Origin of the sequence: Butyrivibrio proteoclasticus B316 (assembly GCF_000145035.1) — a bacterium.
GTDB lineage: Bacteria > Bacillota > Clostridia > Lachnospirales > Lachnospiraceae > Butyrivibrio > Butyrivibrio proteoclasticus.
Genome location: NC_014390.1, coordinates 169,678 through 186,325 on the forward strand (window position 1 = coordinate 169,678; position 16,648 = coordinate 186,325).

Below are 16,648 nucleotides of genomic sequence, written 5' to 3' on the forward strand. Positions count from 1 at the left end.
CCATATGAATTATCTTATTTCAGCACTTATAATAACTTTGATCATCCCTATCTGGGGGCTTCTAATATACTTTCTAAATAAACTCCTTTATATCCTTCTATCAAAGATTTCCTCTGAGAAGGTAGCCATGACGGTTGTTAACTATCTCACCATCCCTGGTGTTATTCACCACGAACTATCCCATGCTGCCCTTGCACTTCTTACAGGAGCTATTGTCACTGAATTTAAACCCTTCTGGCCTGACAAAACTTCAGGAAGTTTAGGGCACGTAAACTTTTCTACAAGAGGGTCCCTTTTTACGAGATGCCTTCAGTGTACCTTCACATCAACTGCACCTGTGATACTCGGAACACTCTCATCCATCCTTCTTTTTGCCTACGCAGCAAATAATACGGTTCCATTCTACATACTTGTGCCAATGATATACCTTATCTTTTCAATCATCATCCATGCCTCAATGAGTTTTGCAGATGTAAAGATCATGCTGAAAGGTATATGGGCTCTTTTCATCGCAGCATATATCATCTGTCTGTACTTCCAGATCGATTTTTTGAACGTAATAAGGCTTCATCTTATTGCTCAATTGTAATAATAGTGATAAAATAACTTTGTTTAGTAGTGATTTACCATTCATACATTGTTGCTTATATACCTCGGTTTCTGACCGGGGTTTTTTTATTTTTACAGCAAGGAGTCTTTACTCTTAAGGCAAAAGAGTAAGGGCTCTTTTTGTATGTATGGCAAATTGGAACATAAAACCCCAATTAAAGGAGGACAGAAAGATGTCTAAAACAAAGTACAGACCCTTAGATCCAACAGAACTCATTGATACCACCGGAATGGACAATGAAACGTGGCTTCAAATCCGTGAGCACGGACTTGGAAAAGTACCAACTGATCCCGATTACATCCCATACACCATAACAGGTTCAGGTGCATCTGCTGCACTTGGAGTAAACCCTTGGCTGTCGGATGAAGAGTACAGGGATAAAAAGATGGGAATAAAGCCGGTACTTGAGGCTGCATTTTCTGAAGAAAGCAAGGCTGCAGGCCATGTATTTGAGCCTTTTGTAGCTATCAACTTTCTCCGCTACATGCACATGAACTTTCCTGAGACAAAAGTAAAACTCATTAAAGACTGCATACGTGACATACTTCCATATCTTGAGGATGCATGTCCTGACAAGACATCATACGAAGAGTTTTTAAGATCACAGGAAAAAGTCATTGAAAGCTTCAGAAAGAAATGGCCCATGAACCCATCATCCATGTGGCGCTGCAACACCAAAAATCCAGATGGAACTCTCAAATACCCCTTTGCTCTTGCAAATATTGACGGACTTGTTGAGATAAACGGACGCATAGGGATATTTGAAGCAAAAACAACTTCAAGAAGGCAGAGCATCAAAAACTACTGGGAAGTTGGGAAGATCCCGCCCTACTACTACTGGCAGCTGGTATTTTACATGGCAGTCATGAATGTAGATTTTGCATATATCACATGTATCTGGGGCGTGACATTGCAGGATATGGCAGTGATATATCTTGAGCGTGACTTAAAGATTGAAGAAGAGTTCATGGACTACCTCTCAAAGTTTGTAGAGGACATGGAGATAGGGCTTCCTCTTGAAGAATCAAAATCTGATCCTGAGCTTGTAAGTCAGTACTACTATAGGCTCTATGGCCCTGCTACAGGCACAAAAGACACCGCAGTTGAACTTCCAGCAGACTGTAGAATCCTAGTAGAAAGAGCTCTGGAACTAGACCTTGAGATTGAAGAGGAAGAAAAGCGCCTTGCTGAGCTTGAGGCAAAAAGAGCTGAGCTCTGCAAAGAGATACAGCCAGTCATGGGTACTAATGCCTATGCCAAGATTGAGATGGATGATGAATCTATCTACGGCATAAAGCTTAAGACACCTATGAAAAGAGCCCAGTTCGACGAGGAAAACTTTAAAAAAGACCATCCTGACCTTTACGATGAGTTCAGCGTAACCCAGCTTGATACAACAAGCCTTGGAAAAAAGTATAAGGAGATGAAAACAAAATACACTCTCCCCGCAGAACCAAACCCTAAAGGGCAGCCCTCATTTGAGATTTATAAATACGCAAAAAGGGCTTAAAGGAAAGCAATCACATTTGCATGGGGCCAGATTATTGGCCCCATTAGAAAGGAAAAAATGGACGTATTACAAACAGTCGAAAGCTACATAAACGATACCGGATCCACATGGTACAAGCCTTCACCCAAGTACAAAAGACTATTTGATGGAGGCGTAAAAAGAAAAGTACTGGTCGAAAAGAACGGTTACTACACTCTCCCATCCGTATGTTCAAGGGAAATAGAACTTGCAAAGCGAATAGTCACTCATCTTCACTTTGGTGAAGACGAAAGAAAAAGATACCCAAAAGAATTCATAGAAATCTACATAGGATTCTACGAAGAGCAGGAAGGTATCAGGCTTGATGAGTGGCAAAAGGATGCTGTTTTTCAGAGTGTGAACAATAACCTCTTTATCCTTACAGGTGGACCGGGAACAGGGAAAACTGCAACTCTAAAATGCATCCTTTACTGCCTTAAAAAGATCCTTAAGACAGAGGATATTATCTTTACTGCTCCAACAGGAAAAGCCGCACGAAGGATCACCGAGTCGGTTGGATGCCCTGCACAGACCGTGGCAAGAGCTCTGGGGCTTAAGGATGATAACTCAAAACCAAAGCCAGTCAATAATGCATGCATGATAGTTGATGAGATATCCATGCTGGATACCGTCACAGCCTGCGCGCTGTTTACCGCAATAAGCCACGAAACAAAGCTCATCCTTGTTGGCGATGCGGAGCAGCTTCCAAGTGTAGGCTACGGCTCTGTCCTTCGCGATCTCATTGATGCAGGGATTCCTACCACAAAGCTTGAGAAGACATTCAGACAGGCTTCTGAAAGCGGACTATTTGCCAACATTGCGCAGATAAAAGCAGGTCTTTATACCGGCTTTGAAGAAAGGGACGACTTTAAAGTATTTAAAGCAGAAAACACTTCCAAGGCAAAAGAAATCATGGTCAGGGAATACCTAAAGGCCACTGAAAAGTACGGTCTAGACCAGGTTGTATGCCTTACTCCCTACAGACGGAAAGGTGAAGCTTGCGCAATAAAGCTAAATAACATATTGCAGGCTATCATCAATCCTCCAAAGGATAATGGTCTATGTTTTTCATATACCACAAAAGAAGAGGACGGCTTTAGATACCAGACCAAACTAAGAGTCGGTGATCCTGTAATGCAACTAGCCAATGCTGAAAGAGTCGCAAATGGCGATGTTGGCACTGTCTGCGAGATTGACAAGGACAAGCAGCGCTTAAAGGTACAATTCTCAGACTGCATAGTTACTTACTCAAAAAAACAGCTATCTCAGCTGTCACTTGCATATGCGATGAGTGTATTTAAAAGCCAAGGCTCTGAATATAAGGCAGTTATAACCTCTGCTATTTCAGATGATCTGGACATGCTCTCACGTAACACCATATATACAGCAGTTACAAGAGCTAAGCAGGAATGCATCGTAGTTACAAATGAAGACACAGCGAAAAAAGCCTGCAAGAAAGAGTCCGGATATGATAGAGTTACACGTCTTTCAGAAGAGATAATGCATCAAAAAGCGCGATATGAACTGTTTATTAGCTTAATGTAAGCAACGCAACCTAAATCAAAGCGTAAAAAAAGGAGACAAAAAATGAGCGAAAGAAAGAATGAAGAAAAGAATTTATTAGCCGCTTACTATGGCAAAAAGGCATTTGTTAAGATTAAGCAGTGCCTTGAGATTGGAAAGATCCAGTTTTCATTTGTGGACCTTAATAATACAAAAGACCACATTGACTGCTACATGCTTGCTGAGGAGTTTGGTGCCATACTCATGGCATCCATAACGGATAAAAGCTTATTAAAAGCCATAATGGATGAAAAGGCAAAAGGTGAACAGTACCCTAAGCCCATATGGATGTCACCGGTTGGTGGAAATGCCACAGGTAACAACGGAAAACCTATATCAAGGTATTTTGAGATTGCCCCTGGTTCTTCCAGCGAGGTATTGTTCACTGCTTACAGTTTTCCGGCTGAGCAGAATGACAACGGTGCTTTCATCAAGGTAAAAGGCTCCAAAGCAATACTTACTCTCAGGGTTCCATGTACTTTCAACGACCTGAAAGTCCTTCAGTACAAATGGAGCTTTTTGGAAAAAGACTACATGTCAGAAAAGTATTCTCTTTTAAACATGAAGTCTGACTACCAGCCAAGATATGAAGACACTTACGCTTCAGAATCAGCAGAAGAAAAAGAAAAGGCTATAGAAGCCAAAATGAAGACCATAAGGCTTGTGGCAACAAGCGCCCTTGAGCCTGTAAAAGGAAAAAGCAATATTAAGGTGTGCCAGGTTACAGAAAACGGAAATATTCACCGCCTTATTTGCCTAATGGATAAGATTGCTGATAAAAAGAAACTTTCTTCTTTCGAATCTCAGCTAAATTCCAGAGTATCTGCAAATGGTACTTTAGAATTTTCTGCTGAAGTTGCAGAAAAAGACAGCGATTATTATCTTACTAGATTTGCATGATTTTTATTAAAGCTCAAAACAATAGCTGAGAAGGTTACTTTTGTAACCTTCCCAGCTATAAACATTTAATTAATAAAATACTATTCACCACCGATTTTTATAATACGGAATCCCTTTTCTTCTGCCATACCCTCTCCTTGCATTTTCCAAAGCACTGTCAAAATAGTCTTCATTTATGCTTCTAAAAAGTATCCTGCAAGGCTCTCTAAATGCATCATTCTGTGGACAATATCCTACATTTCTACAAACAACTTCCCCCTCCTCATCATAGAAATAATATCCCCAGCTAGCTCCATCTAATGCATCTATAGCAGACTCTGGATCTGTAGTCATGAGCTTTTCAATATCAATCTGCTCCATTACTTTATCAAAATCTTTCACATTTTCCTTATAGATGTTTTTGCCTTCAAATTGAAGGATGACATCGCCATTCGTGTAAAAGATAAGCTTCCCTGGCATACATTCTAGTATTGGTCCATATCCACATACATCGTAGTCTATGGCAATGAAAATATCATCTGATAGTTTCACCCCATCAGCCATAACTACAGGCTTATAGCCAGTATTCCCCTTTATATGAATCGGCATATGCTTTACCTCATACATCAGGGCTGACACAAAAATCAGTATCATTGCTACAAGCACAGTAATCTTGATTATCTTGCCTTTCAACTTGCGGTTTCCTCCTGATTCTTTTTCTCATAGATAAGGAATACCTGGTTATCTATGCAAGAGGCAGCTTCTATCACTTTCTGGTAATCAATTGGAAGGGCTTTTCCTATCTGATCAAAAAGAAAACTCTTATAGCACCTGTGGTCTGACATTATGAATATGACATTTCCATTTCCCACATCAACTGCAAGTCCCATATCACAGTACATAGGCCCCATATCGGTCGTAAGGATCACCATCTTTACAACATCCTCTAGATCAAAAATATACTCCTCACCTGCTGTGACAGCATGTATCTTCTCTCCCTCAAGAAAAAGCGAATCCTCATTAGTTTCAACTCTTATCTTTCCCATGCACATCCCTCACATCTTTTACTCTGAATACACTTTAAAATGGCGATATGTTTCAAATCCATCTTTTGCTTCAGACAACACATCCATTGTTTAAAAAAGCCCCTATCCACATTGGATAGGAGCTTAATTTTACTCTTTCGCATATACCTTAAGAATATCTCTTTCAAAACTGAAATCTATCTGGCCCATATATTTACCCACGATCTTGTTTCGTGCTACATAAGGCTCTTTCCAATATCTTGAGTCATTTGAATTTTCTCTGTTATCTCCAAGAAGGAAGTAACATCCCTCCGGTACTTCAAACTCTTTTGAACAATTGGTTTCTATCTCAGAAGATATATATGCTGTTTCATCACAGAACTGATTATTTACGACAACATATCCATCCTTGAATCTTATCTTATCTCCTGGCATACCTATGATTCTTTTTCCAAAATAGGAACCATATTCATCTGAGTAAAATACTATTACATCGCCTCTTTGCGGCTCAGAGTTAACATACGCAAGTCTGTTATAGAAAACAGTATTTCCTACTGAAAGCGTTGGTGCCATGGATCCTGACTGAATAACTGATACCATGACGATATACGAAAGGACAATGTATGCAGCTATAAGGGGAACCGCAAATGAAAGGATATCCCAAGCTATATGTGGACCTTTCATCAGATCCTTCTTCTCTTTCTTGGAAAGATGAGAGATATCTACATCATCGTACTCGCTGTGGTCCTCGTCATCCTTTTTCTTTTTCTCATATTTCTCAGGATTGTTTTTTCTCCTTATAACCTCAACCACATAGATTCCAAGGATGCCACCTAGAGTTGCACAGATTATTATCTTAAGCCATGGGATAGGCTTTTCTTCAGGAATAACACGCTCTACTGCTATATCGTATTCCGTCTCATTTCCAGCTTCATCTGATGCTATGATTGCAATCTGATTAACGCCTTCCTTGAGCTTATACTCATACTTGAAAGTATTGTCGCCTTCTATCTCAACCTCAGCGCTGTTGATCATGAGTGTTTTAAAATCATCTACAGCACCTTCAATGACTATTGATTCATTCTGTGTAACGATGTCTTCGTAGGATGAAACAAGTTCAAGAGAAGGGCCTATGACATCTTTATCAACGGAATATTTTGTAGAACGCATATTGCCGTCGGAATCAACTATGTATGTTACTAGCTCGTTTGTGCCAACCTCGATTGGAACCTGGAACTCATATATTCCGGTATCCAAAACATCAGTATTTTCAACCTGCTTACCATTTACCAGAATCCTTACACTGTACTTATCCCTAAGTTCACAGCTTACCAGCATACTGTCATGGTTTGTTATTGTAAGATCCTCGTATGTAACCGTAGCATCCGGATGATTATCGAACTTAAATGTGAAGGTATTTTCTGCTCCCTGTACTGAAGAACTTACAGCAGGAACTATCTTTACCATAATCTCCTGCACATTTGGTTCAAGCGGACAACAATATGAATTTCCTTGTACCTGCTGAGTATCTATCTTTTGAAGATTTTTCGCATTTACTACTTCAACATTTACAGTTCCACATGTTGTATCTGTCCATTCAGCTACGAAACTGTCATCCTTGAAATACATCTTAAGACCAGCAATGTCTGTAGCTACAGATATTCCTCTGTCAACATCAACTAGGTTTTCTGTAGAACCCTGGACCTGTACTTTGACTGGACTGATAGCTCTTCTTTGTACGCTCTCTCCTTCGTTTTCTTCTGACGATTCGGTTGAAGCTTCCTCAGAAGGCTCATCCTTAATTTCTTCCGGATATGAAATGAGTACCTGCCACTGCCCTATCTCGATATCATCAACTACGCACTGTACGACATTTGTTGATGCAAGTACTCCCTTATATTCCTTACCTGACGGCGACTTGATCACTACCACGTAATCATCATAGTACTCAAAGTTTAATGTGAATTTAGCTGACGTATAATTTTTGTTTATGGGTACCTGTATTGTCTTGCTTTCTTCGGCATGAGATGTAACTGCAAACCTAGGACAAAGAAGCATTAACACCATAATAGGCACAGCCAGATAATATACTAATCTTTTCATAAAAGGCTCCCAATTAAATTTTTAAGTATATTATATCTATTTATATATATGGTGTCAATTAATGCCGCCACATTTCGCCATCATTTTTTTCTGTTCACAGTGAACTATATTGCCCTCTCCCGCCCTTTTTCCGCAGGATTTACTCACAATTTCTATCAAAAAAGCTCTTTTAACTTCAAAACTATAACTATTTTTATACATAATTTATGTTATAATTTCATTATGCTTAAATCATATTGCTAGTTGATTATTCCAATATGACAAATTACAAGGAGAAACACCATGAATCCAAATGAAGTAACAGCTGCAAGAATCAAATTGTTAAGAAGTGGCCTTGGCCTCAACCAGCAGGAATTTGCCAATCAGTTTTCTGAGTTTATCAATCGTACAGAAACTCTTTCTATGATGACTATTTCCAACTGGGAGACAGGAAGAAAACTTCCTCCTACAGATACAATCATATGGATGTGCAAATTCTTTAACGTATCAGCTGATTACCTTCTTGGTCTTTCTTCTGAAAATGCACCATCCGGTGCTTCAAAAAGCAAAAAGAAGGTCACATCTATAGATGAGCAGATTGAAATTCCTTTTAACAAGCTTCAGGATTATGATGGAAAGCCTGTATTCATAACAGGACCTAACGGATCATTGAAGCCTCAGTGGGCAATCCTTGATTACAGCAAAAAGACTCTGATCTGCCATGATATGAAACTTGCTCTTTCACCAAAGTTAAAATACAGCACTATCACACCACCTGAACTGATTACTATTCAGAGTCTTGCGCATCACTATTTAGGTCTTGAGGATGTTCGCAAAATGAAGGATGTGTTTGTAGAGTCTATCTCTCCAGATCCATTTCTTAGAGGTCAGGTATCCGGTTGGTACCATCACACTCCTGACAAGACCTGCCTCGTAAATGAAAAAGGTATGACACTCAGCTACGAAGGACTAGATGTAGCCTACAGAGTTGTTGATACCAAAAAGTCATCAAAGAAATAATTAAGCATATACACCCCTTTTAGGACGTATCTTTATGGATACGTCCTTTTTTCTTGCATTATGTATATATTTTGATATAATATATCTAATTGTATAAGGAGGATAATCAATCATGTCACAGATTACATGCAATTGCGGAAATACATATGACTCTGGTTTTAAGTTCTGCCCTGAATGTGCAGCTCCTAATCCTGAGTATGCAAAAAGCAGTCCTGCAAAAAAGAAATTTACTAAAGTTGGAGAAAGCAGCTTAAATAAAGAGACATCTGAAAAGAAGCCTGTAGCTCCAGCCACAAAGATAAACGTTCCAAAAAAGACATGTACTATCATTCAGCCTGTTCCCGTTGTAAAGAAGCCTGTGCAGCCTAAGCCTGTTCCACAGCCTGCAGCTCTTTATGAAGAATATGAAGACGAGGAAGATATTGAAGAGCCTGTTCAGACTACTAACAACTACCAGGATTACGACTACGAAGACGAAGCTCCTGCTGAGGAAGAATACGAATCAGGCGACTATGAAGATACAGAAGACTACGAAGATGAAGTTGAAGAGGCTGATGAACCTGAAGCTGCCCCAGCAAAGCCTTCAATCAAATTCCCATCTAAAGGAAAAGTACTTTCTGCTCCAACTATAAGACAGAATAGAAATACTCCTCCAAAGATGCCGACTACAAAAAGGCCTTCACAGACAAAGTCTTCTCTTGGAAAGAAAAAGCAAGAATATGATCCTAATCATGACGGATATTATGACGACAGACTTCCTGCTATCCTTGATGAAGTAACCAAGACTTCTCATATGGACGTAATCTTAAAGATAAGCCTTTCAGCAGTTTGTATCGCTGCACTTATTACATATTGTATCTTCTACGTTCAGGTATAAAGGGGAATTGCTATGAAGATTTTCAATTACAGCTTTGAGAAACCCGAGCTATCTTTTTCCAATCTAGATGCTCCATATCAGAGCCACTTTATAAAAGAATTTGTTTTGACCGGATTAGGATTCATTGCTGCTACATTTGTATTTGTCATGTTAAAAGAATGGTTTTATATCTTTATTGCATTTCTTATAGCTTGTGGTTATGCAGTTTATATTCTTTGGCAGATATATAAGTCCCTCACAAACAGAGTCCTGGTTATTGATGCAAAATGCATTGACCTTGAAAGAAAAGAAAACAAGCTTCTTGGTTCATTCTCCAAAGATATGACCACTTCAAAAACTTGTACTCTCCTACTTGAAAATGAAGAAGGCATAAAGTTCAAGCAGCCTGTTGCATTCTCTTCATCATACAAGACTGGCGATATTGTAAGGATTTATTCAGATGAAGGTTCAATAAGCCAGCTTAACCAGAACACATACACTGTTCTCAATCCTATATTCATGCATGTTTTAAGGTCATAAACTTATCCTCATTTTTCCTCATAGTTAATGATCTCCAAATAATTATCAACGGGGCTGTCGCACTAATTTAGTGTGACAGCCTTTTTAACGCCCAGCCCCTCAGGCATCCGCACAGAAATGATTGTTTTCGTCTGCGGTGTGATTTTCTAAAACTCATTAAGCATCAAATGCCTCATTTCGACGTTGCTCAGAGAAATCGGCATTTGATGCTTTCTTCGTTTTGAAAATCATCATCCTCGTCCGAGAACTGCACATTTCCATGCAGATGTCTGAGGGGCTGGGCTGCTAGTAAATATCTTCACATAAAGCAAAAACCAGACTTCGAAAAGCCTGGTTTTTACTGTAAAATATGTTTATGCGACTAAACAAAATCTTACAAGGAGATTATACAGTTTCTTCCTTGTATCATCAAATCAAACTTCCGCTCGACATAGAAATTTCTATCCCATCCGATGATCCGGTGCGCCTGTTAAGTGCATTTGTGGAGGAAATGAATCTTTCTGATCTGTATAAAACTTATGACAGAATCAGAAAAGGCCAGGCTTCACCGCGTCAGATGCTTAAGATTGTTATCTATGCAGCAATGAACAGAATCTATTCAAGTCGTGATATTGAGTCCGCCTGCAAAAGAGACATCAATTTCATGTACCTTCTGGATGGAGCACCTGCTCCAGACCATTCCACAATAGCAAGATTTATATCAATGCATCTTTCACAATGCGCTAAGCAGATCATGGCACAGGTAGGGACCATACTGCTCGAACTGGGAGAAATATCAGGCGAAAACATCTTTATCGATGGAACAAAGATAGAGTCAGTAGCCAACAAGTATACCTTTGTATGGAAAAAAGCTGTGTCCAAAAACATGATAAAGCTCACTGAAAAGATATGTGTTTTCTGCGCCAGATGTGAAGAACTTTATGGAATAAAAGTAGTCTATAACGATCAGATATCATTACATACCCTTAAGCGTCTTAGAAAGAAACTGTACAAGCTCAAGGAGGATGAAGGTATTGAATTCGTTCATGGAATTGGCAAAAGGAAAACTCAGTTGCAACGTTCGTTGGAAGCTCTTGAAGAATACATAGAAAAACTCAAAGAATACAACCATAAGCTTTATGTATGCGGCACCAGAAATAGTTATTCAAAGACTGATACCGACGCAACATTCATGAGAATGAAGGAAGATGCCATGCTCAATGGCCAGCTTAAGCCAGCATACAATCTGCAGCATGGCGTGGATTCAGAGTATGTCACATGGCTGGATGTCTTTCCGGCTCCAACAGATACCATTACATTGATACCATTTCTGAAAGACATGGAGTCACATCTTACATTCAAGTATAAAAACATCGTTGCTGATGCAGGATACGAAAGCGAAGAAAACTACATATTCATCGAGTCCAACGAGCAGGCCGCGTACATCAAGCCTCAAAACTACGAACTTTCAAAAACAAGGAAGTTCAGGAATGACATAAGCAGGCGTGAAAACATGGACTATGATCCTGAGTCAGACTGCTACACATGCAGAAATGGTCAACAGCTCCCTGCAGTATCCAAAAGAACACAAAAATCAGCAACCGGATATCAGCGTGAAGTTACGATATATGAATGCAGTAGTTGCAATAACTGCCCCTACAAGAAAGATTGCATTAAAGGGAATAACTGTAAGACCGCATTAGAAGATAGAAATAAAAAGCTTTCTGTCTCAAGAAAAATGGAAGAAAAACGAGCAGAATGTCTTGAACGGATAACCAGTGATTACGGAACACAGCTGAGGATGAACCGAAGCATCCAGGCAGAAGGATCCTTCGCAAATGTGAAAGAAGACATGAACTTCAGAAGATATCTGTACCGTGGAAAAGAAAATGTTCTTACACAGAGCATACTTTTGGCAATCGGCTATGACATAAATAAGCTGCATCATAAAATTGCTGCTGAGCGAACAGGAACGCATCTGTTTGAATTAAAAAAGGTTTCATAATTTTTGAAACTTCAAAGCAGAAAAGGCAACAATGCACCGATTAGCACATCGGCTTATTAAAGTACTCTATTTTTGACAGCAGGAAAGATACCGACTTCTCAAATCCACTATTTAAGGCATAAAAATGGGGCCTCGCCCATATGATTTTATCATCTAGAGCGACAGCCCCATTTCTTTATATTTTGGCTTTTAAAAGCCTTCTTGTCATTCTTTGATATTTACCCACTTACATAAAAAAGTCTTTAAAACAGCCAAATAATGCTTTATTACTTCTTTGGCTTTCATTCCACTTTTCTCAAGGCATTTTTGTATATTTCTGCTTTACATATTCTCTTAACTATATTGCAATTTATGTAAAGCATATATTTACAAAATTGCTCTATTCTTCTAATTCACTGGATCCGCACCACCGATACATGCAGAGATCCTCCGATAATTCTTTCAGCACCGGCTCTTTGCTGGCTGTGAACTTTATTTATCAAATTAAATTTTCTAGATCAATAAAGCTGGATTAAAAACTATGAGAAGTTCTTATCCATATTTTTAAAGCTTTCCTCTTACATACACCTAAGCTATTAGCCTAAATCATACGTTCTTTTATTGTAAATATTATATTTACAAAATATTCCTATGATTTTGTGTATATTTGCTTTACATAATTCCCATTCCTTTGGTTTTTATGAATAAATGCTTTACAAATATTTATGTAAATATGTGCTTTACATAATAATTGTTTTTTGAGTATTTTAGCTTTACATATTATACATTTTTGTGAATTTAATATTTACATATTCATTTCTATTTATGTATATTTTATATTTACATAATGATTTTAGCTTACGTATATTTTTTATTTACATAATTGTTTTATTATGTGTATTTATTATTTACATTATTATTCTTTGTTTTGTAAATTTATTATTTACGTATTTCCTTATGTTTTGTGTATTTTTTATTTACGTTTTATATCTAGTTTTCTAGTCAAATCTTCCCAAATATTTTTGTAAAGCAATAATATACAAAATTTACACTTGTACTCATATTCTGTATTTGTTTTAGTTCATACTGAACACAACAAAAATACTTTTTCTCAACTGTTTTAGTCATATTTATGTAAAGCACATATTTACATAAATAATTTTGTGAATATTATCTTTACATAATTATAGTGATGTTATATAATATTTTTGTGTATTTTGTATTTACACAATTATTTAGTTTTGTAATACAGATATTTACATATTGTTTTGTGTATTTTAGCTTTACATTATTTATATAATTAAGCATTTTCATAAATATCTGCTTTACATATTTATTTGTGTATTTTTTATTTACATAATTCAAAGGAGAAACAAAAATGTCCGTAACAATAGCAATGGCAAACCAAAAAGGTGGAGTTGGTAAAACAACCTCAACTATAGAATTTGCAACAATACTTACAAAGCTAGGTAAAAGAGTACTTGCAATCGACTTAGATCAGCAGTGCAACCTTACAAAAAACGCAGAAGCAGATAGAACTGCTCCAACTATTTTTGATTTATTTAGCAGAGATGATGTTGATATGGCACAGGCAATTCAGACAGTAGATGCTGGTTATAGCATAATCGCAGGATCTCCTGAAATGTCAAAGGCCGACAAGATCTTTGATGATCCAACAGCTGTATATCTTCTTGATGACCTTATTGATGCACTTTCAGAGGATTATGACTATTTCCTCATAGACAATGCTCCAGCAAGAAATATTCCTCTAAACATGAGCTATATTGCTGCAGATTACTTCATCATGTGCGCAGATTCAGGAGAAGATTCACTTGATGGTATAGATGCAATTGTATCTGACATGATGAAATACCATAAATCAAACAAGAGATCTCTATCCGATGCAAAGATACTGGGAATACTGATTACAAGATTTAGACAGACAAACATTGGAAATGCAGTACTAGACATAATAAACGAAAAGCTTGATACCGATGTACCTGATGTTCTTAAGCCAGAAGAAAGACCCTTTATCATGACGGTAAGAGAAACAGCAGCAGTAGATGAAGCAAAAATGGTACACAAGCCACTTGAGCTTTATAAGAAATCATCTACAGCTTCAATGGACTACAGACGTATTGTTGATGAAATTGTCAGAAGAATAGAAGAGTGAGATAGGAGGGGTAAAAATGGCTTCTGGTAGACCAAATAAGTTTAAAACAATGTACAATTCACGAAAAGAATCAAACCTTACTGAAGATCTTGTGGAACAGCTGTACGAGCATGAAGAAAAGCAAGAAGTAAAAAAGCCGGCCACTCCTGCTAAGCCTATTGTTGAGCCTAAAGTTGAAACAGTAGCTGTGCCTGTGATTCAGCCTATAGTAGAAGTTCCTGTACAGCAGCCAAAAAGCGAAGCTCCAAAGCAAAAAAAGGTAGGCCGTCCAAAAAAGACTGACGAAGACAGATCCATGTTCAATTTCAGAATATCAGAGTCAATTAAAGAAAAGATAAACATAGGATCAAGTGCCAAGGGTCTTTCAAAAACAGATTATATTGAATTCCTTATCAATCAGGACTATGCACAGAACCAGCAGTATTACGAGATGGTTAAATCAAACATGAAACAATAAGGAGACTCGCAGCCATGAAAAAAGATGAAATTGTTGTAATGAACATCCCACTTGATAAGATCGATGGAAACCCTGAAAACGACAAGCTTTTTTCCATGAGGAGCGTTGACCATCTTGCAAAGATAATTGATGAAGAAGGCTATACAACGCCTATAGAAGTATACAAGAAAAAGAATGGCAGATATGAGATAACATCTGGACACAGACGTTATCAGGCCATGAAACTATTAGGCCAAAAAGAAATCCCATGTTATATCCATGCTGGATACAAAACAGAGATGGAAAAGGACAGAAAACTTCTTAGCAGTAATATTGCCACCAGAAGGCTTTCTCCACTCGAAATGGCCAACGCAATTAGCTTTTATAAGCAGATACTCAAAAAAGAGAATTTTAAGGGCAATACACGTCAAAAAATAGCAGAATACTTTAATATCTCCGAGTCAAATGTATTCCGCTATGAAGTTTTATTAAAACTTATCCCGGAGCTTCAGGAATTCTGTAAAAAACCTCAGTTCCCATATTCTTCTCTTCGCCAGGCTGCATCGCTCACAAAAGAAGAGCAAAGGCAGCTTTATAACGAGCTTATTAGACTTGAGGCAGATACCAAAAATATCAGCGAAGACGAAGTAGAAAAAGACGAGATAGTTTTCTCAAGAACAAGAATAGAGCAGATTATCAACGGAAAGATAAGAGCAAAGGAAAACGCTAAAAAGCAGGAAGAGCTGATTGATGATGATTTTCCAATGCCAAAGCCTGTAGAAGAAGATTCAAATGATTTGACAGATCTGATCATTAAAGACGATAGTGAAGAAGTTATAAGCATTGAAACTATCATCGAGAATAATCTAGCAGAAGAGAGCAGTGTTAATCTTACTGGATTTGACCAGTGCATTACAACCCTGAATGAATACCGAAAGAGTGCTAAGAGTATTGCAGATAAAAAAGCAGTACTTGATAAAATAGCTGAGTTAAAGAAAGCGCTTGAGAAACTAGAAAAAAGCTTATGATTACTAAGGAGCCCATATTTGTAATATGGGTTCTTTTATTTTTTACAGCAACAGCGGTTGTGTTAATTTGTTTATTTTATATACAACAGTTGTATTAATTAATATTAGGCCCTGGATAAAGCCCATAAATATGGGATTTTTACATGAAAGATGTGGTGTTTTTGGGAAATACTTGTGACCTAAATGGGATTAAGTTGTGGTGTATAAAGGTTATAGAAATGACTAAAAAGGGAACGTTTTTCATGACCTAAAAGGGAACGAAGAACTGATGAAAATGGCGCAAGTTCTGACGTTTTTAGGAATTTCATGTGATGTAAAAAGGTATTTATTATTAAACTTATGATGTAAAAGGGAAAATCAGTATATAAATAGTGGGAAATACTGATAAATACATGCTTTTTCCCTTCCAGGAGATATGTTCAATGCTATAACTTGTGACGTAAAAGGGAATGACATTTTTAAACTTATGACCTAAAAAGGAACTGGTCATTTACTTACACCGTAAAAGGGAATGATTTAACAATAAAACGTTGTTATTTTAGTATAAAAAAGGCATCTAATCAAGAATTTGACGTCTGGAAAATAATAAATACAAAATATTGAATGGAAAAAATTGTAAAACAAAATTTATGATCATTAACTTATGACGTAAAAGGGAATGAAAAAAGTATTTCATGACGTAAAAGGGAAGCAAAAAAGGTTACTTATGACGCAAAAGGGAATAAAAATAACCTAACTTGTGATGTAAAAGGGAATGAAAAGCAAATTGACCAATGAGGTTTGACCAAATAGGTTAACACATATTATTCCCATTTACGTCAGTTCTTGCCTAAAAAAGAAACTTATGACGTATTTGGGAATAAGATATATATATTATAGGAACAAGAAAAAAGGTTATAGTATTAACTTGTGACGTTGTGGGGTACAAGATATATAGAAATCGGG

The 16,648-nt window shown here is 37.5% G+C and carries 14 protein-coding genes; 11 read left to right on the forward strand and 3 right to left on the reverse strand.

Features of this window, described 5'->3' with window-relative positions:
• Window positions 1-4 precede the first annotated feature (4 nt).
• The 4 genes from BPR_RS19290 (at window position 5) to BPR_RS19305 (ending at window position 4,601) form a co-directional block, all read left to right on the forward strand.
• Window positions 5-589 (forward strand): hypothetical protein, encoded by a 585-nt coding sequence (locus tag BPR_RS19290; protein ID WP_013283198.1) that lies wholly within the window; start codon window positions 5-7, stop codon window positions 587-589.
• 193 nt (window positions 590-782) lie between these two features.
• Window positions 783-2,120, forward strand: coding sequence for a YqaJ viral recombinase family protein (locus tag BPR_RS19295; protein WP_042258785.1), 1,338 nt, complete (start codon window positions 783-785; stop codon window positions 2,118-2,120).
• A gap of 57 nt (window positions 2,121-2,177) precedes the next feature.
• Entirely contained in the window at window positions 2,178-3,683 is a 1,506-nt protein-coding gene (locus BPR_RS19300) for an ATP-dependent DNA helicase (protein WP_013283200.1), read from the forward strand.
• A 42-nt stretch (window positions 3,684-3,725) separates the two neighbouring features.
• Window positions 3,726-4,601 carry a hypothetical protein gene (locus BPR_RS19305; protein ID WP_013283201.1) on the forward strand — a complete coding sequence of 292 codons (876 nt, stop codon included), beginning with the start codon at window positions 3,726-3,728 and terminating at the stop codon, window positions 4,599-4,601.
• 84 nt (window positions 4,602-4,685) lie between these two features.
• Here the strand turns inward: BPR_RS19305 and BPR_RS19310 are convergent, their stop codons facing one another.
• The 3 genes from BPR_RS19310 to lepB form a co-directional block, all read right to left on the reverse strand.
• A complete protein-coding gene (locus BPR_RS19310; RefSeq protein ID WP_013283202.1) occupies window positions 4,686-5,273 on the reverse strand; it encodes a hypothetical protein in 588 nt (195 codons plus the stop codon).
• A complete protein-coding gene (locus BPR_RS19315; protein WP_013283203.1) occupies window positions 5,270-5,626 on the reverse strand; it encodes a hypothetical protein in 357 nt (118 codons plus the stop codon). Before BPR_RS19315 ends, BPR_RS19310 begins: the two co-directional genes overlap by 4 nt.
• A 129-nt stretch (window positions 5,627-5,755) precedes the next feature.
• Window positions 5,756-7,708 carry a signal peptidase I gene (gene lepB, locus BPR_RS20235; protein WP_013283204.1) on the reverse strand — a complete coding sequence of 651 codons (1,953 nt, stop codon included), beginning with the start codon at window positions 7,706-7,708 and terminating at the stop codon, window positions 5,756-5,758.
• Between the two features lie 282 nt (window positions 7,709-7,990).
• Here lepB and BPR_RS20240 point away from each other — a divergent pair, with 282 nt between their 5' ends.
• The 7 genes from BPR_RS20240 to BPR_RS19355 all read left to right on the forward strand — a co-directional run bounded on the left by BPR_RS20240 (window position 7,991) and on the right by BPR_RS19355 (window position 15,703).
• Window positions 7,991-8,707, forward strand: a complete 717-nt coding sequence (locus BPR_RS20240; RefSeq protein WP_013283205.1) for a helix-turn-helix domain-containing protein — start codon at window positions 7,991-7,993, stop codon at window positions 8,705-8,707.
• A 112-nt stretch (window positions 8,708-8,819) separates the two neighbouring features.
• On the forward strand, window positions 8,820-9,584 hold the full coding sequence (locus BPR_RS19330; protein WP_013283206.1) for a hypothetical protein: 765 nt from the start codon (window positions 8,820-8,822) through the stop codon (window positions 9,582-9,584).
• A gap of 12 nt (window positions 9,585-9,596) precedes the next feature.
• Complete coding sequence (locus BPR_RS19335) at window positions 9,597-10,103, forward strand: hypothetical protein (RefSeq protein WP_013283207.1); 507 nt, start codon at window positions 9,597-9,599, stop codon at window positions 10,101-10,103.
• Window positions 10,104-10,458: 355 nt separating this feature from the next.
• Complete coding sequence (locus tag BPR_RS19340; RefSeq protein ID WP_042257919.1) at window positions 10,459-12,087, forward strand: IS1182 family transposase; 1,629 nt, start codon at window positions 10,459-10,461, stop codon at window positions 12,085-12,087.
• Window positions 12,088-13,444: 1,357 nt separating this feature from the next.
• Window positions 13,445-14,239 (forward strand): ParA family protein, encoded by a 795-nt coding sequence (locus BPR_RS19345; protein WP_013283208.1) that lies wholly within the window; start codon window positions 13,445-13,447, stop codon window positions 14,237-14,239.
• A gap of 16 nt (window positions 14,240-14,255) precedes the next feature.
• Window positions 14,256-14,696 (forward strand): hypothetical protein, encoded by a 441-nt coding sequence (locus BPR_RS19350; RefSeq protein ID WP_013283209.1) that lies wholly within the window; start codon window positions 14,256-14,258, stop codon window positions 14,694-14,696.
• A 14-nt stretch (window positions 14,697-14,710) separates the two neighbouring features.
• Window positions 14,711-15,703, forward strand: a complete 993-nt coding sequence (locus BPR_RS19355) for a ParB/RepB/Spo0J family partition protein (RefSeq protein WP_013283210.1) — start codon at window positions 14,711-14,713, stop codon at window positions 15,701-15,703.
• Window positions 15,704-16,648: the final 945 nt, after the last annotated feature.